Here is a 19,477-nt window from a genome sequence, read left to right on the forward strand (position 1 = left end):
GTTTCGTTACCGAAAATAGCATCGCCTCTTATCCGCAAACACAGGAAATGGGAGCAATTGCATGTTCTCTTATGAACATGTCGCGAATAGGTAAGTGTGGGTCGTTGAGGATCAAATGTGGGAGGGGGCAAGCCCCCTCCCACATTAGGGCTGCATTCCACTTCGGTCAGCGGATTAGCACCACAACCTTACCCACCGCCTTGCGCTGCCCCAGGTCATTGATTGCCTGGGCCGCCTGTTCCAGCGGGTACACCTGCGACACCAACGGCTTCAACTTGCCCTCGGCATACCAGGTGAACAGTTGCTGAAAATTGGCCGCATTGTCCTGCGGCTGACGCTGGGCAAACGAGCCCCAGAATACGCCCACCACCGCCGCGCCCTTGAGCAGTGCCAGGTTCACCGGCAATTCGGGGATGCGCCCGCTGGCAAAGCCCACTACCAACAGACGGCCATTCCAGGCGATCGAACGGATCGCCTGGTCAAACAGGTCACCGCCCACCGGATCGTAGATCACATCGGCGCCGTTGCCGTCGGTGAGGCGTTTGACCTCGTCCTTGAGGTTGGCTTCGCTGTAATTGATCAACTCATCGGCGCCGGCCGCCTTGGCCACCGCGAGTTTGTCGGCGCTGCTGGCGGCGGCGATCACCCGGGCGCCCATGGCCTTGCCGATTTCCACGGCGGCCAGGCCCACGCCACCGGAAGCGCCGAGCACCAGCAGGGTTTCGCCGGGTTGCAGGTTGGCCCGCTGTTTCAGCGCGTGCATCGAGGTGCCGTAGGTCATGCTGAAGGCGGCGGCGGTGTTGAAGTCCATGCTCGGCGGGATCGGCAGCACGTTATAGCCCGGCACCGCCACCTGCTCGGCAAAACTGCCCCAGCCGGTCAGGGCCATCACGCGATCACCGACTTTCAAGTGGCTGACCTTCTCCCCGACATCGCTCACCACGCCCGCCGCTTCGCCACCCGGGGAAAACGGGAAGGGCGGCTTGAACTGGTATTTACCCTCGATGATCAGGGTGTCCGGAAAATTCACCCCGGCCGCGTGCACGTCCAGCAGGACTTCGTTCTTCTTGATCGCGGGGCTGGCGATCTCGTCCAGCACCAGGGTTTCGGCGGGGCCGAAGGCTTTGCACAGCACAGCTTTCATCTGACTATTCCTTTTGGCGTCGTGGCCGATAAGTGTAGGAGGGTACGCCCGTGGGTCAACAAGCATGCCCGCGCCTGATAAGCCCCCATAAGCTTGTGCTCAGCCTTGCTAGCGTTATGCTACCCGGCAATCGAATTCGAGGAATGAACTGTGAAAGCGTGGATCCTGTTGATGCTGGCCCTGACCTTGCCGATGGCCGCCCAGGCCGAAGAAGCCAAAGAGGCCAAAGAGGGCGAGGCGCCGAAGGTCAGCTATATCAGCCTGACGCCGCCGTTCGTGGGCAACTACGGCCTGGATGGCACGGCAAAACTCAAGGTATTCAAGGCCGACATCGCTCTGCGCGTCACCGGCACCGAAGCCGCCGCAGCGGTCAAAGCCAATGATGCGTTGATTCGCAACCAACTGGTGGCACTGTTTACCCAGCAGACCAACGAAGCCATGAGCACGGTTGAAGGCAAGGAAAAGCTGCGCCAGGAAGCGTTGAAACAGACGCAGCAGGTGATGAACGATGAGACCGGCAAGCCGATGGTGGAAGACCTGTTGTTCAACAACCTGATCATTCAGTAACCCTTCAACGCAACGCCAGGACTGCCGCCCACTGTTCGGCGGTGACCGGCATCACCGAGAGCCGGCTGCCTTTTTGCACCAGAGGCAGTTCGGCCAGCGCGGCCTGCTGTTTCAGGTAGCCCAGGCCCAGCACCTTGGCAAAGGTCTGCATGTGCGCGACGTCAATTGCGCTCCACGGGTTTTTTTCCGGGGTGGCCTTGGCATCGAAGTAGTGGCTTTCTGGCTCCAGCGCGGTCGGGTCGGGATAGGCGGCCTTGACGATTTTGCCGATGCCGGCAATGCCTGGCTCGGGGCAGCTGGAGTGGTAGAAGAAGAATTCGTCGCCCACCGCCATGGCCCGCAAAAAGTTGCGCGCCTGGTAATTGCGCACCCCGTCCCAGCGGGCTTCACCGAGCGTTTCCAGGCCTTTGATCGAGAGTTCGTCGGGCTCGGATTTCATCAACCAGTAGGCCATTTTTGCGCTCCTGAAAAAGGCATTGGGCAAGTTGTCGGGCAATCCCGTGACAAACCGACAGTCGGTTGGCGTCAAGGTTTGCGTGTTGGTTCACGTTACCGCAGAATGCCGGGCTTCAAGCTTGGCGCAGCTGCAACGGACTACTTTGGAACGTTGTTGTCATCGTGTACGAGATGCCTGAAGGGGGGCAATCGATGCAACGTAAACCGGATTTACTATGGATATTGGTTATTTTGTTTGGTCTGGGTGTCGTGACCACCGGGTATGCCCAGAGCTTGTGGTCGAACAAGACCGATGCACCGGTTGAGCTTTCGCCTGTGCAGCAGCAATTCAAGCGTTAACGCGATTTAAAGCGTCGCTGGTTCCGGCGGCGTTTCTGCTACATACCATTGCTTTTCGGTGACAGTGCCCTCCAGCGGCACGTCCCAACTCGCCTGCGCCAAGCGATCGACTTGCTGACATTCATGGGCCAACCCCAGCAGCGTCGGCTTGCGCCACGTGTTGCGCCTGGCGAGGTAAGCCAGGCTGCGGTCATAGAAGCCGCCACCCATGCCCAATCGCCCACCCTCATTATCGAACCCCACCAGCGGCAGCAGCACCAGATCCAGCGCCCACACTTTGCGTTGGCGCTGGGCATCGGCCCGAGGTTCGAGAATGCGAAAGCGGTTGGGCAGCAACTTATCCCCAGGCCGCACGCGCTGGAACACCATTTTGGTACGCGGCCACGCACTCAGTACGGGCAGGTAGGTGGCCTTGCCCCGGCGCTGGGCAGCGCGCAGCAGCAGACGCGGATCGATTTCACCGTCCGTCGGTAGATACAGGGAAATATGTCTGGCCCGGCGAAACAGCGGGTGCTGTGCCAGTTGCCGGTAAAGACCTTGCGCGGCCTGACGCTGCTCGCTCGGTGTCAGAGCGCGGCGTGCTTTGCGCAACAGGCGTCGAAGTTGCGGACGGGAAAGCGGCGCAGGTTCGGTCATGGCTGTTCGGCTCATAAAACAATGCCAGTCCGAAGACTGGCATTGAGTTTGGGAATTCAGGCTCCCCGGCAGAGCCGCTGTCGACTAAGCCCTTGAACCCGAAAGTTCAAGGTGGAAGAAGCAGTAGGCTTTAAGGCTTTCCGTCTAGCGGACATGCACACCAGCCCAACGTGCAACTTCCAGGGTAGTGCGAATCGGCTCCGGGACATCGCCGACTGGCAAACACGCCAGGGAGTGAGGCGAGTATACCTTAAACAGACTCGGCAATCAGCCCTTGGGTGCGTCGGAATCGGTGGAAAGCGCCAGGTCGACGCGTTCGAGCAGGTCACGCACCTGCTCGCGGGTCGAGCCGCTGGCCTGCGCGTCAGGGCGTTCCTGCTTGTGCAGCAGGTCGTGGGTAATGTTCAGCGCAGCCATCACGGCGATGCGGTCGGCGCCGATCACTTTGCCGCTGCTGCGGATTTCACGCATCTTGCCATCCAGGTAGCGGGCAGCGCTCACCAGGTTGCTGCGCTCCTCCTGGGGGCAGATGATCGAATACTCTTTGTCGAGGATCTGCACGGTAACGCTATTGCTTGAACTCATGAGTCTTGCTCCAGGGCCTTCAGGCGCGAAATCATCGATTCGACCTTACGCCGGGCGATTTCGTTTTTTTCAATGAGGTGAGCGCGTTCCTCGCGCCAGGTCTTTTCCTGAGCTAATAGGAGTCCGTTTTGACTCTTAAGTTGCTCGACCCGATCAATTAGCAGTTCGAGTCTGGCCATCAGCGCTTGCAGGTCGGTGTCTTCCATTGGGTTCCACTGGATTTTGTCTGATGAATGGCAACTTCAGGATAAACGATCTGACGCCCTCGATAGTCTTGGTGCGTCTGCCGGTGCTAGGATACAGCGCTCCATTCTAGACATTGCGCCGTCTGGCGCCTAGCTCACCATGCCCATTCAGAACTCCCCGTACGACGCTTTTTCCAAACTGCTGAGCACCAGCGGTCATCCTTGCTCGCCTGCCGAACTGCACGGCGTGCTGTTGGGCCGCAGTTGCACCGGCGTGGGCTTCGATGCCGACAACTGGCTGGCCGATGTGGCCGAGCTGCTGGAAACCGAACCGACCGAGAACGTGCGTAACGCGCTGATCGGCCTGCAAGAGATGGTCAAGGGCGAGCTGACCGGTGATGACGTCACCGTGGTCCTGCTGCTGCCGACCGACGACGCACCGCTCGCCGAGCGCGCCGCTGCACTGGGCCAATGGTGCCAGGGCTTCCTCCACGGTTTCGGCGTGAATGCCGGCGGCCTGGAACTGAGCACCGACGCCAAGGAAGTGTTGCAGGACCTGGCAGCCATCTCTCAGGTGCAAGACGCCCTGGAAGAATCCGAAGACGGCGAGGGTGACTACATGGAAGTCATGGAATACCTGCGCGTTGCGCCGTTGCTGCTGTTCACCGAGACCAGGAAGTCCGCTGAACCTGCGGCGCCCAAGCCGTCGCTGCACTGAAAAAGGAAGCCCATCTGCCCATGATCCATATCCCCAAAGCGGAATACACCCGTCGCCGCAAGGCGCTCATGGCGCAGATGGAACCCAACAGCATCGCGATCCTGCCGGCCGCCGCCGTGGCGATTCGCAACCGTGATGTAGAGCATGTCTACCGCCAGGACAGCGACTTCCAGTACCTGAGCGGCTTCCCCGAACCGCAGGCGGTGATCGTGCTGATGCCCGGTCGCCAGCATGGCGAGTACATAATGTTCTGCCGCGAACGCAATGCCGAACGCGAATTGTGGGACGGCCTGCGCGCCGGTACCGAAGGCGCGATCCGCGATTTTGGCGCTGACGACGCGTTTCCCATTACCGATATCGACGACATCCTGCCCGGCCTGATTGAAGGCCGCGACCGGGTGTATTCGGCCATGGGCAGCAATGCCGAATTCGACCGGCATGTGATGGAGTGGATCAACGTGATCCGCTCCAAGGCGCACCTTGGGGCCCAGCCGCCGAACGAATTCGTTGCCCTGGATCATTTGCTGCACGACATGCGCCTGTATAAATCGGCGGCGGAAGTGAAGGTGATGCGCGAGGCGGCGCGAATTTCCTGCGCCGCCCATGTGCGCGCGATGCAGGCCAGCCGTGCCGGCCTGCATGAGTTCAGCCTGGAAGCCGAACTGGATTACGAGTTCCGCAAGGGCGGCGCGAAAATGCCGGCGTATGGCTCCATTGTGGCGGCCGGGCGCAACAGCTGCATCCTGCATTACCAGCAGAATGACGCGCTGCTCAAGGACGGTGACCTGGTATTGATCGACGCCGGTTGCGAGATCGACTGCTACGCCAGTGACATCACTCGCACCTGGCCGGTCAACGGCAGGTTTTCGCCCGAGCAAAAGGCGATCTACGAGATCGTGCTGGCCTCCCAGGAAGCCGCCTTCGCGCAGATTGCGCCGAACAAGCATTGGAACCAGGCGCATGAGGCGACCGTGCAGGTCATCACGGCCGGGCTGGTCAGGCTGGGGTTGCTGCAGGGCGAGGTTGACGAACTGATCGCCAGCGAGGCCTACCGCGCCTTTTATATGCATCGCGCCGGCCATTGGCTGGGCATGGATGTGCATGATGTGGGCGAGTACAAAGTCGGCGGTGAATGGCGCGTGCTGGAAGTCGGCATGGCCTTGACCGTGGAGCCGGGGATCTATATTTCACCGGATAACCAGAACGTAGCGAAGAAGTGGCGTGGCATTGGCGTACGCATCGAGGACGACGTGATAGTGACCAAGCAAGGCTGTGAGATTCTGACCGGTGCGGTGCCCAAGACGGTGGCCGAGATCGAAGCGCTGATGGCGGCTGCCCGATGAGCCGGGTCAACCTGGCGATCATCGGCGGTGGCCTGGTGGGCGCCAGCCTGGCGCTGGCGTTGCAGGCCGGGGCCAAGGCGCGAGGGTGGAAAATCGCACTGATCGAGCCCTTCGCGCCCGGCGACAGTTATCAGCCGAGCTACGATGCGCGCTCCTCGGCGCTGTCCTTTGGTGCCCGGCAGATCTATCAGCGCCTGGGCGTGTGGCAGGACATTTCCCGTCGCGCCGAGCCGATCAAGCAGATTCATGTGTCCGACCGTGGACGTTTCTCCACCGCACGTCTGTCAGCCCTGGAAGAGGGTGTGCCGGCCCTCGGTTACGTGGTGGAAAACGCCTGGCTGGGCCAATGCCTGTGGCAAGGCCTGGATAAAGAGGTGGTCAGCTGGCGCTGCCCGGCGGAAGTCACGCGCATGGAGCCGCTGCCTGATGGCTACCGCCTGACCCTCAACGATGAAACCGTGCTCGAATGCGACCTCGCGGTACTGGCCGACGGCGGCCGCTCGGGCCTGCGCGAACAACTGGGCATCGGCGTCAAGACGCGCCCGTACAACCAGAGCGCGCTGATCGCCAACATTACCCCGAGCGAAGCCCATAATGGCGAAGCGTTCGAGCGCTTCACCGATGAAGGACCGATGGCCTTGCTGCCGCTGCCCGACAACCGCTGCGCACTGGTCTGGACCCGCATGGGCATGGACGCCGAGCGCCTGGCGGGCCTTGACGAGCGCAGTTTCCTCAGCGAATTGCAGGGCGTGTTCGGCTATCGCCTGGGCACCCTGAAGCAGGTAGGCGCGCGGCATCTGTATCCGCTGACGCTGGTGGAAGCGGAAGAACAGGTCCGCTCGCACCTGGTGGTCCTCGGCAATGCGGCGCACAGCCTGCATCCGATCGCCGGGCAGGGTTTCAACCTGTCCCTGCGCGACGCCAACGCCCTGGCCGAAGCCTTGCTGGCCGGCCCTGCCGTGCCGGGCGACCTGGCGACGCTGCAGCGCTACCGCGAGCGCCAGCGCCTGGACCAGCAACTGACGGTGGGTTTCTCCGACCAGGTCACGCGCCTGTTCGGCAGCGGCCAACCGTTGGTGGCGCTGGGGCGCAACATGGGTCTGCTCGGCCTGGACCTGCTGCCGCCAGCCAAGCGCTGGTTCGCCCGCCAGGCCATGGGCCTGGGTACGCGCCCCGATGCGTAAGTGGCTGATCCAGCGCCTGGGCAAGGCGCGGCTGCTGCGCTGGGTGATGACGCTCTATCCGCCCTACCTGGGCGCCGGGGTCAGCGTGCAGCAGATGAGCGCCGACTTTCGTCACGTCAAGGTGCGCATGGGCCTGGGCTGGTATAACCGCAACTATGTGGGCACCCAGTTCGGCGGCAGCCTGTATTCGATGGTCGACCCGTTCTACATGCTGATGCTGATGGAGAACCTGGGCCGTGATTACATAGTGTGGGACAAGGCCGCCAGCATCGACTTCATCTCGCCGGGCAAAGGCCCGGTGTATGCCGAGTTTTCCATCGACGACGCCCTGCTCGATGAGGTTCGTCGACAGACCGCCGATGGCGAGAAATATTTGCCTCGGCTCAAGGTCCAGATTCATGACGGCTCCGGCACCCTGGTGGCGCGGGTCGACAAAACCCTTTACGTGCGGCGCAAGCCGCCAGCGAGACAGGCTTGACTATGGACATGCGCGCAGATGTGCTGATTGTCGGGGCCGGAATGGTCGGAAGCGCCCTGGCGCTGGCGTTGCAGGGCAGTGGCCTGCAGGTATTGCTGCTTGACGGCAGCCCGTTGAGCGTCAAGCCGTTCGAATCGGCGGCGGCGTTTGAACCGCGGGTGAGTGCGCTGTCCGCCGCCAGCCAGCGCATTCTCGAACGCCTTGGCGTGTGGGACGGCATCGTCGAGCGCCGCGCCAGCCCCTATGGCCAGATGCAAGTGTGGGACGGCAGCGGCACCGGGCAGATCCACTTCTCGGCGGCCAGCGTGCATGCCGAGGTGCTGGGGCATATCGTCGAGAACCGTGTGATCCAGGATGCCTTGCTGGACCGCCTGCATGATTGTGACCTGGGGCTGCTGGCCCATGCGCGCCTGGAGCAGATGCGCCGTTCCGGCGATGAGTGGCTGCTGACCCTGGCCGATGGGCGCAAGCTGCGCGCGCCGCTGGTGGTCGCCGCCGACGGCGCCAACTCCGCAGTGCGCCGCCTGACCGGCACCCCCACCCGTGAATGGGACTACCTGCACAACGCCATCGTGACCAGCGTGCGCAGCAGCCAGCCGCACCAGCGCACGGCGTGGCAACGCTTCACCGACACGGGCCCGCTGGCATTCCTGCCGCTGGTGCGTGATGGGCAAGAGGACTGGTGCTCGATCGTATGGTCGACCACGCCGGCGGAGTCCGAGCGTTTGATGGCCCTGGACGATGAGCGCTTCTGCCGTGAACTGGAGCGGGCCTTCGAAGGGCGCCTCGGCAACGTGATCAGCGCCGACCCGCGCGTCTGCGTGCCGTTGCGTCAGCGCCACGCCAAACGCTACGTGGCCGAGGGCCTGGCGTTGATTGGCGATGCGGCCCACGTCATCCATCCCTTGGCGGGGCAGGGCGTGAACCTGGGGTTCCTCGATGCCGCAGTGCTGGCCGAAGTGTTGCTGGCGGCGACCGGGCGTGGCGAGCGTCTGGCGGATGTGAAGGTGCTGAGCCGCTACGAGCGTCGGCGCATGCCGCATAACCTGGCGCTGATGGCGGCAATGGAGGGCTTCGAGCGCCTGTTTCAGGCCGATCAACTGCCGCTGCGCTGGTTGCGCAATGCCGGGTTGAAGATCGTCGACCAGATGCCCGAAGCCAAGGCACTCTTTGTACGCCAGGCCTTGGGCCTGACCGGCGACCTCCCGGACCTCGCCAAACTGTAAACCGAAGTGCGGCCCCCTGTGGGAGGGGGCTTGCCCCCGATGAGCATAGGTATCTACACAATTTTGGTGCGACACCGCACCTGTGGCGAGGGAGCTAACGCGTATCTACCTGACGCTCCGAGGTTCAAATGTGGGAGGGGGCTTGCCCCCGATGGCGGCCTCAGGGCCGACCAGGATGTTGGATCGGACCGAGTACATATCCGTTTCTGCGATAACGGCTGCTAATGGTTCCGCTTTTACAGCGGCTCACTTTTGAAAAGCGCAAAAGTAAGCAAAACGCTCTTGCCCCACCACTCGGCACCTCGCTTAGGCTCGGTGTGCCCTCTCTCCGGCTTGAATCCGTGGGCCGCCGCAATGGGCCATCCCTGGCCCAGTGCGGCTAACCCGGCGTCCTGCCGGGTTGCCCACGGATTCAAGCCTGCGTTCGGCCAGCGTGGTTTAACGGGGCGCCTAGGATCAAAAGCAGATCAAGATCAAAAGCCAGATCAAGAGCGACTCGCTTCGCATCGTGGTTACGGTTGGGCGCTGCTGGGTTGTGCTGGGTTGTGTAGATACCTATGCCCCGATGAGGACGCCAGCCTTCACGCATGTCTCCGACCGTGCAACATCTGGTAACGCCTCCACCAAGCGTTACCAAATGTGAGTCCTTATCATTTGCGCACTTTTTGCAAATGAGAGACCGCCCCCATGTTGGCATCCAAGCGCCTCCTGACTGCCCTGGCACTCACCCTGATCGGCAGCGCCACCGCGCAGGCTGCCGACGAAGTGGTGGTCTACTCCTCGCGCATCGACGAACTGATCAAGCCGGTGTTCGACGCCTATACCCGCAAGACCGGCGTACAGGTGAAGTTCATCACCGACAAGGAAGCCCCGCTGATGCAGCGCATCAAGGCCGAGGGCGAAAATGCCACCGCTGACCTGCTGCTCACAGTCGACGCCGGCAACCTCTGGCAGGCCGAGCAGATGGGCATCCTGCAGCCGTTCACCTCCGAGGTGATCGACAAGAATATCCCGCTGCAATACCGCTCCTCGGCCCATGCGTGGACCGGTTTGAGCCTGCGCGCGCGCACCATCGCCTACTCCACCGACCGGGTAAAACCGGGCGACCTGACTACCTACGAAGCCCTGGCCGATAAACAGTGGGAAGGCCGCCTGTGCCTGCGCACGGCGAAAAAGGTCTATAACCAGTCCCTGACCGCCACGCTGATCGAGACCCACGGCGCGGCCAAGACCGAAGAAATCGTCAAAGGCTGGGTGAATAACCTGTCCACCGACGTGTTCTCCGACGATATCGCCGTGCTGGAGGCGATCAACGCCGGGCAGTGCGACGTGGGTATCGTCAACACTTACTACTACGGTCGCCTGCACAAGCAGAAGCCGGACCTGGCGGTGAAGCTGTTCTGGCCGAACCAGGGCGACCGTGGCGTGCATGTGAACCTGTCGGGCATTGGCTTGACCAAACACGCGCCACACCCGGCAGCGGCCAAGGCCCTGGTGGAATGGATGACCACGCCCGAGGCGCAGAAGATCTTCGCCGACGTGAACCAGGAGTTCCCGGCCAACCCGGCGGTACCGCCGTCGGCCGAAGTGGCGACCTGGGGCAAATTCGTGGCCGATACCTTGCCGGTGGAAGTGGCGGGCAAGCGTCAGGCCGAGGCGATCCGCTTGATGGACCGCGCCGGTTGGAACTGAGTTTTTAAACCGTTAAAGCTTTTTGTAGGAGCGAGCTTGCTCGCGAAAAACTCACAGGCACCGCGTTCATTCAGGAAGCGCGCGTTATCGTTGACGTTTTTCGCGAGCAAGCTCGCTCCTACAGACGGCCTCCTCCCACACTGTTTTGTGTCTGCTGTCAGACAGTCCATTCCCAGGGAATTTGCTCTTGGCCCACCCCGCCCAACGCCGCTGGTACCTGCCGGTCTTCACCGTCGCCGCCCTGGTGCTGCTGCCGCTGAGCGTGCTGTTGCTGTCCTGGCAAAGCATCGATCAACAAATCTGGTCCCACCTGTGGGACACCCAGATGCCTCGCTTACTGGGCAACACCTTGACCCTGGTACTCGGCGTCGGCGTTGGCGTGACCTTGCTGGGGGTGAGCCTGGCCTGGCTGACCAGCCTTTGCGAGTTCCCGGGGCGGCGCTGGCTGGATTGGGCGTTGATGCTGCCCTTTGCGATTCCGGCCTATGTGCTGGCCTTCGTGTTTGTAGGACTGCTGGACTTTGCAGGCCCGGTGCAGACCCTGCTGCGCGACTGGTTCGGTACAGGGTTGCGCTTGCCCCGCGTGCGCTCCACCAGCGGCGTGATCATCGTCCTGGTGCTGGTGTTCTACCCCTATGTCTATCTGCTGGCGCGTTCGGCATTCCTGGCCCAGGGCAAGGGCTTGATGGAAGCGGCACGGGTGCTGGGCCAGTCGCCGTGGCAGGCGTTCTGGCGCGTGGCGCTGCCCATGGCGCGGCCGGCGATTGGTGCCGGTGTCGCCTTGGCCCTGATGGAAACCCTGGCGGATTTTGGTGCGGTCTCGGTATTCAATTTCGACACATTCACCACCGCCATCTATAAAACCTGGTACGGCTTTTTCAGCCTGTCCAGCGCCGCCCAACTGGCCAGCCTGTTGTTGCTGGTGGTGATGCTGGTGCTGTATGGCGAGCGGCGCGCGCGGGGAGCGAGCCGGCCCGGCAACGAGCGCCCGCGCAGCAAGGCGCTGTATCACCTGCGCGGGGTCAAGGCGGCCGCGGCCAGCGGTTGGTGTGGCCTGGTGTTCGCCTGCGCGTTTGTGATCCCGATGCTGCAACTGGTGGCCTGGTTCTGGCAGCGCGGCCGCTTCGATCTGGATGAGCGCTACACCGGCCTGATCGTGCATACGCTGTACCTGGGTGGGATCGCGGCGCTGGTGACTGTCAGCGTGGCGCTGATACTGGCGTTCGCCAACCGCCTGGCGCCGACGCGGGCGATCCGCTCCGGCATCAGCCTGGCGAATGTCGGTTATGCCTTGCCCGGGTCGGTGTTGGCGGTGTCGATCATGTTGGCCTTCAGCTATCTGGACCGCGAACTGGTGGTGCCGCTGTCGGGCTGGCTGGGCGGCGCGGGCAAGCCGTTGCTGCTGGGCAGCCTGTCGGCGCTGGTGCTGGCGTATCTGGTGCGATTCCTGGCGGTCGCCTACGGGCCTCTGGAAAACAGCCTGGGGCGTATTCGCCCATCGTTGCCCGAGGCCGCACGCAGCCTGGGCGTGAGTGGGCCACAACTGTTTTGCAAGGTGTATCTGCCGCTGCTGCTGCCCGGCACCCTGAGCGCGGCGCTGCTGGTGTTTGTCGATGTGCTCAAGGAAATGCCCGCCACCTTGCTGATGCGCCCGTTTGGCTGGGACACCCTGGCGGTGCGCATCTTTGAAATGACCAGTGAAGGGGAATGGGCGCGGGCCTCGCTGCCGGCGCTGACCCTGGTGCTGGTCGGGTTGCTGCCGGTCATCGGGTTGATCCGACGCTCCGCACGACAAATCGGCTAGGTGCCAGTCCTACAGCTTGCGGCTACAATGCGCGGCATTCGGTGTGCTCCGTCTTTCGGATCGACCTGCTGTATGTGGCTGCGGGCCTTGTCGTTCAAGGTGTTCGGCGCAAGTGGCAGCTCTGCGCACCTTCGCCAAGCCCGGAAGGAGAAACCCATGGGACAGCGTACGCCTCTGTATGACCTGCATCTCGCCCTCGGCGCGAAAATGGTCGATTTTGGCGGTTGGGATATGCCTTTGCATTACGGCTCGCAAGTCGAGGAGCACCATCAGGTGCGGCGCGACTGCGGGGTGTTCGATGTATCTCATATGACCGTGATCGATGTCACCGGCCCCCAGGCCAAGGAATGGCTCCAGCACCTGCTGGCCAATGATGTCGATCGATTGCACGGCTGCGGCCGTGCGTTGTACAGCGCCATGCTCAACGAGCAGGGCGGGGTGGTGGACGACATGATCGTCTACCGTACCGAAACCGGTTACCGACTGGTGGTCAACGCCGCCACCCGTGACCAGGACATGGCCTGGATGCAGGCGCAACTGGGCAGCTATCAGGTGCAGTTGCAGGAGCGTTCCGAGCTGGCCATGCTCGCCATTCAAGGTCCCCATGCGCGGCAGAAGATCGCCGAACTGGTGACCCAGTCCCGTGGCACCCTGATCCATCAGCTCAAACCTTTCGAAGGCCAGGCCGACGGCGACTGGTTTATCGCCCGCACCGGTTACACCGGCGAAGACGGCCTGGAAATTGTCCTGCCTGCGGACCAGGCGCCGGGGTTTTTCAACGACCTGGTGGGCGCCGGCATTTCCCCCATCGGCCTCGGCGCGCGCGATACCTTGCGCCTGGAGGCCGGCATGAACCTGTATGGCCAGGATATCCACCAGCAGGTGTCGCCCCTGGCTGCCAATATGGCCTGGAGCATCTCCTGGGAACCGGCAGGGCGCAATTTTATCGGCCGCGCCGCGCTGGAAGCGGAAAAAGCGGCCGGTGTGCAGTTCAAATTGGTCGGGCTGGTCCTGGAAGAACGTGGGGTTCTGCGTGCTCACCAGGTGGTTCGTATCGCCAATGTTGGCGAAGGGGAGATCACCAGTGGTAGTTTCTCTCCTACGCTTAGCAAATCCATTGCCCTGGCGCGTGTACCGACGGCGACCGCCGACCGGGCCGAAGTGGAAATCCGCGGCAAGTGGTACCCGGTTCGAGTGGTCAAGCCGACCTTCGTCCGCCATGGCAAAACCTTGATCTAACTATCTTCCGGCGGGCCACTGGCCGCTGACATTTCTTCTTGAGGACACAGACTATGAGCAATATCCCTGCCGACCTGCGTTTTGCCGAAAGTCATGAGTGGGCCCGTCTGGAAGCCGACGGCAGCGTGACCGTCGGGATTTCCGACCATGCCCAGGAAGCGTTGGGCGATGTGGTGTTTGTTGAGCTGGCCGAGGTGGGTGCCACATTTGAAGCCCAAGGCCAGGCGGGTGTGGTTGAGTCGGTGAAGGCGGCTTCGGACATCTATGCCCCGGTTGCAGGCGAGGTGATTGCGGTCAACGAAGAGTTGAGCGGCAGTCCTGAGCTGTTGAACTCCGACCCTTACGGCGCCTGGATCTTCAAGCTCAAGCCAAGCAACGCAGCTGATCTGGAGAAACTGCTGGACGCTGCCGGCTACAAAGCCGCTATCGGCGAGTAAACACAGAACCCAATGTGGGAGGGGGCTTGCCCCCGATGGCGGAGTGTCAGTCTCCTCATCAGTGGCTGACCCACCTCAATCGGGGGCAAGCCCCCTCCCACATTAAGTGATCAGCCTGCTTTCAATACCGTTTTGACCGCCGCCACAGCCCGCTCCACATCCGCCTCCGTCATCGCCGTGAACATCGGCAACGACACGATCAATCGCCCAACACGCTCCGCCACCGGGAACATCCCTTCCTTGAAACCCTGTGCCCGATACAGGCTCAGCAGGTGGATGGGCGGGTAGTGATAGCCAATGCCGACGCCAAGGGCCTGCATCTGCTCCATAAACGTAGCGCGGGCGGGCAGACCATCCTGACGCTCCGGCAATACCAGTTGGAACAGGTGCCAGTTGCTGTTTTCGAAGTCCGCCGGCGGCAGTTGCGCGCCGTACTGCTGTTCGAAATCACTGCCGAAGCATTCGAAGTAGTGGCGTGCCAGGTTCTGGCGATGGGCGGTGATCTTCTCGATGTGGGCAAATTGCCCGAGGCCGATGGCAGCGGCGATATCGGTCATGTTGAACTTGCCGCCCAGCACGTCCACATCCAGGCCATCGAAACCGCTGCGGGTCACACCTTGCAGGCGGTATTTCTCGGCCAGGCGGGCTTCTTCGGCGTTGTTCAGCACCAGGCAGCCGCCTTCGGATGAGGTGATGTTCTTGTTCGCCTGGAAGCTGAACGACACGAAGTCGCCGGTAGCGCCGATGCGTTCCCCGTCCCAGCTGGACCCCAGCGCCTGGGCGGCATCCTCGACAATGCGCAGCTTGTACTTGTTGGCCAGCGCATAGAGCATCGGCATATCCAGGGGCAAACCGGCCAGGTAGACCGGGATGATTGCCTTGGTGCGTGGAGTGATCGCCGCTTCAACCTGAGCCAGATCGATGTTGCGGGTTACCGGGTCGATATCGGCAAAGACCGGGGTGGCGCCCACCTCGAGGATGACGTTGGCCGTGGCGACCCAGGAGATTGGCGTCGTGATGACTTCATCCCCAGGCCCGATGCCGGCGATGCGCAAGGCAATCTCCATGGTGCAGGTGCCGGAGTTGAAGGTGCGCACCGGGCGACCGCCAAAGTACTCCGACAACTGCGCTTCGAATGCCTGCACCTTCGGCCCACTGGTGATCCAGCCGGAACGCAGGACATCGCCGACCGCCGAGATCGTGGCTTCGTCAATGGTAGGTTTGGAGAACGGCAGGAAGGGCTGTTGGCTCATGACGAAGAAGGCATCCGGTAGGCGATGAGTGATGGACGTGTGAGTCCTGCATGGTTGCACGGCTCGACTGAATATAGCCTGTCGCCCGTGAACGATTCGTCATGTTGCAGGCAAAAAAATGCCGCTTGAAAAAGCGGCATTTTTTACGCTGTATGCATTACTCGGTAACAGCGTTCTTCGCGAGGATGGCGTTGGCCAGTTCCATGTCCGTGGCCTGCAGGCCAGGGTTGTCGGCGCGCACTTTCTGCATGGCCGCTTCCAGGTACGGGCCGCGGATGCCGCCGTCGCTGGCGACGAAGCTGCCGGCGTCGTCCTGGGCGGCGACGACCATTTTGTGGTCCTTGAAGGTCAGGTAGGTCGAGCCGGTGGTGGCGCCCGACGAGATGACATTACGCCAGAAGCTGTCGGCCATGGCTGAGCCGACAGGGAGGGAGAGCACAGCGAGGGTTGCTACAGCATATTTAAGACGCATGATGGGTGACTCCGGTGGGTTATCTGTACGTTTTGATTGTAGTTAACCTTATCCAGTTCCATCACTGACTAAACAGTTTCAACCTTTAAAACCACGCCATCCTGCCCAATCACGCGGACTTGAGCGCCTACAGGGGCATCGGTACCGGTGACCATCCATACGCCATCGCCGACCTTGACCTTGCCCCTGCCGTCCACTATCGCCTGATGCACCACGAACGTGCGCCCGACCAGCTCTGAGCCGCGCTCGTTCAAGCCGGGCTGGTCGCTGGCCTTGGCACTGCTGCGTTGGCGTCGCCACCAGTACACGGCCGTCAATATCGACAACAGGGCGAACAGCAGCAGTTGCCACTCAAGTCCAAGGGGCGGGACGATAAACTTGATCACGCCCACGGCCGCTGCGGCGATACCCATCCACAACAGGTAGCCTCCGGCACCGAACACCTCGAGAATCAACAACACGGTGCCCAGCGCCAACCAGTCCCAGAACGAAAGATGCTGCAGGAAATCCCACATGGTGGCGACCTCAGCCTTTCTTGTTGTCGAAAGTGGCTTTGACGATCTCGCCGATACCGCCCACGGCACCAATCACCTGGCTGGCTTCCAGCGGCATCAGGATGACTTTGCTGTTGTTGGCCGATGCCAGCTTGCCCAGGGCATCGATGTATTTCTGCGCGACGAAGTAGTTCACCGCCTGCACGTTGCCGGAGGCGATCGCTTCCGAGACCACCTGGGTCGCGCGGGCTTCAGCCTCGGCCTGACGTTCACGGGCTTCGGATTCGAGGAAGGCGGCCTGGCGGCTACCCTCTGCCTCGAGGATCTGCGCCTGTTTCTTGCCCTCGGCGGTAAGGATCGCCGAGGCTCGCAGGCCTTCGGCTTCGAGGATCTGCGCACGCTTGATCCGCTCGGCTTTCATTTGCCCGGACATGGCCGCCATGAGGTCGGCGGGCGGGCTGATGTCCTTGATTTCGATACGGGTGATCTTGATGCCCCACGGCGCCGTGGCTTCGTCGACGGTGCGCAGCAGCTTTTCGTTGATACCGTCGCGCTGGCTGAGCATGGCATCCAGCTCCATGGAGCCGAGCACCGTACGGATATTGGTTTGCAGCAGGTTGCGAATGGCATGTTCGAGGTTGTTCACCTCATACGCGGCCTGGGCAGTGTTGACCACCTGGAAGAAGCACACGGCGTCAATCTGCACGGTGGCGTTGTCGGCGGTAATCACTTCCTGGGGCGGGATATCCAGCACGCTTTCCATCACGTTGATCTTGCGGCCGATGCGGTCCATGACCGGGATGATGATGTTCAGGCCGGGCTTGAGGGTGTTGGTATAGCGGCCGAAACGTTCGACGGTCCACTGGTAGCCCTGGGGCACCACCTTGAAACCCATGAACAGGATGGCAATGGCCAATCCCACGAAAAGAAGCAGTACGGTTCCGATCTGCATTGCGATTCCCTATCTGATGATGTCAGTGACACGACGTTCGGTCGATTGTAACGGTGTCGTCACGGATAAGGACGGTTTCATTGCCCAATGCTCAAAGGATTTGTTTCTGAATCCCCAGGGGTAACCCTGAGGACCTCCGCCAGCGTCGTCAGCCCCGCCTTCACCTTTTGCAGGCCGGCCATCCGCAGGCTGTGCATGCCTTGCCCGAGTGCGGCATGGCGCAAGGCCTGAACGTCGGCGCCGGGGGTGATCAGCGCCTTGAGGGTTTCATCCAGGACCATGATCTCGTAAAGCCCGGCCCTGCCCCGATAGCCACTGTCGCGGCACTCTCCACACCCGACCGCTGCGTAGACGTCGGCCACGGCGCGTTTGCAATGGGGGCACAGCACGCGCACCAGGCGCTGTGCCATGACGCCTATCAGTGTCGCCTTGATCAAATAATGAGCGATGCCCAACTCCTGCAAGCGGCTGATGGCGCTCGGCGCATCGTTGGTGTGCAGGGTCGACAGCACCAGGTGCCCGGTCAGCGCGGCCTGGATCGCCATTTCGGCGGTCTCCTGGTCGCGAATCTCGCCGATCATGATGATGTCCGGGTCCTGACGCAGCAACGCACGGATACCGCTGGCGAAGGTCAGGTCGATGTTGTGCTGCACCTGCATCTGGTTGAACGCCGGCTCGACCATTTCGATGGGGTCCTCCACCGTGCACAGGTTGACCTCCCGGGTCGCCAGTTGCCTGAGGGTGCTGTAGAGCGTGCTGGTCTTGCCCGAGCCGGTAGGGCCGGTGACCAGAATGATGCCGTTGGCCTGTCGGGTCATGATCTGCCAGCGCTGCTGATCGTCGGCGGACAGCCCCAGTTGATCGAAATCCTTGAGCAGCACCTGGGGATCAAAAATGCGCATGACCAGCTTTTCGCCGAAGGCGATGGGCAAGGTCGACAGGCGCAGTTCCACTTCAACGCCCGCCGTTTTCATGTTGATGCGCCCATCCTGGGGCTTGCGCTTCTCTGCCACATTCATACGCCCAAGGCTTTTCAGCCGGCTGACGACAGCGGTGGTGACCTGGGGCGGAAATTGGTAGACGTCATGCAACAGCCCGTCAATGCGAAAGCGCACACGCCCCTGTTCGCGGCAGGGCTCGATATGGATATCGCTGGCCCGTTGATCAAAGGCGTACTGCAACAGCCAGTCGACGATATTGACGATATGCGCGTCATCGGCATGCGGTTCGCTATCGCCGGCGCCCAGGCTGAGCCGTTCGACAGTACCGGGGGGCGCCATTTGCTGGTCGGCGCCGCTGACCGATTTGGCCAGACGGTAAAATTCATTGATACAGCGCTGGAGGGTTTGAGGGTTGGCCACCACGCGCTTGATCGAGCGTTTGAGTACCTGGGAAAGCCCGGCCTCCCAGCCGCTGACATGGGGCTGGGCGCTGGCAACCGTCACGCTGCGCGCATCCACGGCCACTGCCAGGATGGCGTGGCGCTGGGCGAAGGCGTGGGACATCAGCGGCACCACCGTCGCCACGTCGATCTTCAACGGGTCGATGCGCAGATAAGGCTGATCGACGTGCCGGGCCAGCCACTGCGTCAGTGTTTCCAGGCACGGTCCTTGTGCGGCGATCAATTCCAGGGGGTGCCGGGCGCTGGCGGGCGCGGACGACAACTGCCGCGCCGTCGCTGGCGTAATCAGTTGCTGCTCGAGCAATGCAGGCAGCAACTGTTGCAGTTCCAGAGGGCGATCTTGCAGGACGGGAGACATGGAGGTTCCTGGCGTCGGGGTGTAATCCCAGGCTAGCCAGCTTCTGAACATTCTCCCTGGGCGTGTGTTGCAGGCTTTTGCCGAGAGGCTGCCACCACGGCGTGAGGCCGTGTGCTACCTGCCGGCCACAGCTCGACGGAACACACGCTGATCAGGTTTCGAAACTTTTCACCGATCACCTTGGCGCGATGCCAGCTCAGGCCGTCCATCACGATGTCGATATGCAGCAGGTCGTCTTGCCTGTTCACGATCACCTGTCTGGGCGTGAGAAATTGCAGCGCGAAGTAATTCAGTACCCGGCACAGCACGTCCGGTTCAGCCTCTGCGGCAATCCGATAATGGGCCTCGCACTGAAGGCTATCGACAGCCCACGCATCGGCGCGGGTGACAGGGTGGACGGTTTCGACGGCGTGCATGCTGACTCTCCAGATTCGACTGAAGAAATTTTTACATTCGCCTTGGGAGATTTCTTATCTAAGATGCGCATGAATCGCTGAAAATTGAATCAGATAA

At 61.9% G+C, this 19,477-nt stretch carries 22 protein-coding genes and 1 other RNA gene; 11 read left to right on the plus strand and 12 right to left on the minus strand.

Annotation, left to right across the window (positions count from 1 at the left end; genetic code table 11):
* Nucleotides 1-166: 166 nt before the first annotated feature.
* Nucleotides 167-1,144 carry an NADPH:quinone oxidoreductase family protein gene (locus BFP89_RS19465; protein WP_065887018.1) on the minus strand — a complete coding sequence of 326 codons (978 nt, stop codon included), beginning with the start codon at nt 1,142-1,144 and terminating at the stop codon, nt 167-169.
* Between the two features lie 150 nt (nt 1,145-1,294).
* Between BFP89_RS19465 and BFP89_RS19470 the strand changes: the two genes are divergently transcribed.
* Nucleotides 1,295-1,711 (plus strand): flagellar basal body-associated FliL family protein, encoded by a 417-nt coding sequence (locus BFP89_RS19470; protein WP_065887019.1) that lies wholly within the window; start codon nt 1,295-1,297, stop codon nt 1,709-1,711.
* Nucleotides 1,712-1,715: 4 nt separating this feature from the next.
* On the opposite strand, the gene BFP89_RS19475 is transcribed toward BFP89_RS19470, so the two are convergent.
* The gene (locus tag BFP89_RS19475) at nt 1,716-2,165 is read right to left on the minus strand and encodes an EVE domain-containing protein (protein ID WP_065887020.1); all 450 of its coding nucleotides are present in this window, start codon (nt 2,163-2,165) and stop codon (nt 1,716-1,718) included.
* Nucleotides 2,166-2,359: 194 nt separating this feature from the next.
* Here BFP89_RS19475 and BFP89_RS28995 point away from each other — a divergent pair, with 194 nt between their 5' ends.
* Nucleotides 2,360-2,506, plus strand: coding sequence for a hypothetical protein (locus BFP89_RS28995; protein ID WP_015886446.1), 147 nt, complete (start codon nt 2,360-2,362; stop codon nt 2,504-2,506).
* 6 nt (nt 2,507-2,512) lie between these two features.
* Here the strand turns inward: BFP89_RS28995 and BFP89_RS19480 are convergent, their stop codons facing one another.
* From BFP89_RS19480 to BFP89_RS19495, 4 genes are all read right to left on the minus strand, one after another.
* Nucleotides 2,513-3,142, minus strand: a complete 630-nt coding sequence (locus tag BFP89_RS19480; protein ID WP_065887021.1) for a 5-formyltetrahydrofolate cyclo-ligase — start codon at nt 3,140-3,142, stop codon at nt 2,513-2,515.
* Nucleotides 3,143-3,200: 58 nt separating this feature from the next.
* Nucleotides 3,201-3,379, minus strand: a non-coding RNA gene (gene ssrS, locus BFP89_RS19485) — 6S RNA.
* Between the two features lie 30 nt (nt 3,380-3,409).
* Entirely contained in the window at nt 3,410-3,727 is a 318-nt protein-coding gene (locus BFP89_RS19490; RefSeq protein WP_065887022.1) for a cell division protein ZapA, read from the minus strand.
* Nucleotides 3,724-3,933: a TIGR02449 family protein gene (locus BFP89_RS19495; RefSeq protein WP_003177365.1), complete on the minus strand. Its 210-nt coding sequence runs from the start codon at nt 3,931-3,933 to the stop codon at nt 3,724-3,726. The genes BFP89_RS19490 and BFP89_RS19495 overlap by 4 nt, the downstream gene beginning before the upstream one ends.
* Before the next feature lie 139 nt (nt 3,934-4,072).
* On the opposite strand from BFP89_RS19495, the gene BFP89_RS19500 reads away from it, so the two are divergent.
* From BFP89_RS19500 to gcvH, 9 genes are all read left to right on the plus strand, one after another.
* Nucleotides 4,073-4,630, plus strand: coding sequence for a YecA/YgfB family protein (locus BFP89_RS19500; RefSeq protein WP_057723388.1), 558 nt, complete (start codon nt 4,073-4,075; stop codon nt 4,628-4,630).
* A gap of 20 nt (nt 4,631-4,650) precedes the next feature.
* Complete coding sequence (gene pepP, locus BFP89_RS19505; protein WP_065887023.1) at nt 4,651-5,973, plus strand: Xaa-Pro aminopeptidase; 1,323 nt, start codon at nt 4,651-4,653, stop codon at nt 5,971-5,973.
* Nucleotides 5,970-7,157: a 2-octaprenyl-6-methoxyphenyl hydroxylase gene (gene ubiH / locus BFP89_RS19510; RefSeq protein WP_065887024.1), complete on the plus strand. Its 1,188-nt coding sequence runs from the start codon at nt 5,970-5,972 to the stop codon at nt 7,155-7,157. Before pepP ends, ubiH begins: the two co-directional genes overlap by 4 nt.
* Nucleotides 7,150-7,635 (plus strand): DUF4442 domain-containing protein, encoded by a 486-nt coding sequence (locus tag BFP89_RS19515; RefSeq protein ID WP_065887025.1) that lies wholly within the window; start codon nt 7,150-7,152, stop codon nt 7,633-7,635. The genes ubiH and BFP89_RS19515 overlap by 8 nt, the downstream gene beginning before the upstream one ends.
* An 8-nt stretch (nt 7,636-7,643) precedes the next feature.
* Nucleotides 7,644-8,861, plus strand: coding sequence for a 2-octaprenyl-3-methyl-6-methoxy-1,4-benzoquinol hydroxylase (locus BFP89_RS19520; protein WP_176718432.1), 1,218 nt, complete (start codon nt 7,644-7,646; stop codon nt 8,859-8,861).
* 687 nt (nt 8,862-9,548) lie between these two features.
* A complete protein-coding gene (locus BFP89_RS19525; RefSeq protein ID WP_065887027.1) occupies nt 9,549-10,553 on the plus strand; it encodes an extracellular solute-binding protein in 1,005 nt (334 codons plus the stop codon).
* Between the two features lie 187 nt (nt 10,554-10,740).
* Entirely contained in the window at nt 10,741-12,357 is a 1,617-nt protein-coding gene (locus tag BFP89_RS19530) for an ABC transporter permease (RefSeq protein ID WP_065887028.1), read from the plus strand.
* A 156-nt stretch (nt 12,358-12,513) separates the two neighbouring features.
* Nucleotides 12,514-13,596 (plus strand): glycine cleavage system aminomethyltransferase GcvT, encoded by a 1,083-nt coding sequence (gene gcvT / locus BFP89_RS19535; protein ID WP_065887029.1) that lies wholly within the window; start codon nt 12,514-12,516, stop codon nt 13,594-13,596.
* Nucleotides 13,597-13,649: 53 nt separating this feature from the next.
* Nucleotides 13,650-14,033 carry a glycine cleavage system protein GcvH gene (gene gcvH / locus BFP89_RS19540; protein ID WP_065887030.1) on the plus strand — a complete coding sequence of 128 codons (384 nt, stop codon included), beginning with the start codon at nt 13,650-13,652 and terminating at the stop codon, nt 14,031-14,033.
* A gap of 110 nt (nt 14,034-14,143) precedes the next feature.
* Here gcvH and BFP89_RS19545 read toward each other — a convergent pair whose 3' ends face one another.
* The 6 genes from BFP89_RS19545 to BFP89_RS19570 form a co-directional block, all read right to left on the minus strand.
* Entirely contained in the window at nt 14,144-15,286 is a 1,143-nt protein-coding gene (locus BFP89_RS19545; protein ID WP_065887031.1) for a DegT/DnrJ/EryC1/StrS family aminotransferase, read from the minus strand.
* A 157-nt stretch (nt 15,287-15,443) separates the two neighbouring features.
* On the minus strand, nt 15,444-15,758 hold the full coding sequence (locus tag BFP89_RS19550) for a DUF2388 domain-containing protein (RefSeq protein ID WP_057723397.1): 315 nt from the start codon (nt 15,756-15,758) through the stop codon (nt 15,444-15,446).
* Between the two features lie 68 nt (nt 15,759-15,826).
* Nucleotides 15,827-16,273, minus strand: coding sequence for an NfeD family protein (locus tag BFP89_RS19555; protein ID WP_065887032.1), 447 nt, complete (start codon nt 16,271-16,273; stop codon nt 15,827-15,829).
* Nucleotides 16,274-16,283: 10 nt separating this feature from the next.
* Complete coding sequence (locus BFP89_RS19560; protein WP_003176797.1) at nt 16,284-17,204, minus strand: SPFH domain-containing protein; 921 nt, start codon at nt 17,202-17,204, stop codon at nt 16,284-16,286.
* Between the two features lie 77 nt (nt 17,205-17,281).
* A complete protein-coding gene (locus BFP89_RS19565; protein WP_065887033.1) occupies nt 17,282-18,964 on the minus strand; it encodes a GspE/PulE family protein in 1,683 nt (560 codons plus the stop codon).
* Between the two features lie 32 nt (nt 18,965-18,996).
* Complete coding sequence (locus BFP89_RS19570) at nt 18,997-19,380, minus strand: hypothetical protein (RefSeq protein WP_065887034.1); 384 nt, start codon at nt 19,378-19,380, stop codon at nt 18,997-18,999.
* Nucleotides 19,381-19,477: the final 97 nt, after the last annotated feature.

It is taken from the genome of Pseudomonas sp. 31 R 17, from assembly GCF_900004915.1.
Lineage (GTDB): Bacteria > Pseudomonadota > Gammaproteobacteria > Pseudomonadales > Pseudomonadaceae > Aquipseudomonas > Aquipseudomonas orientalis_A.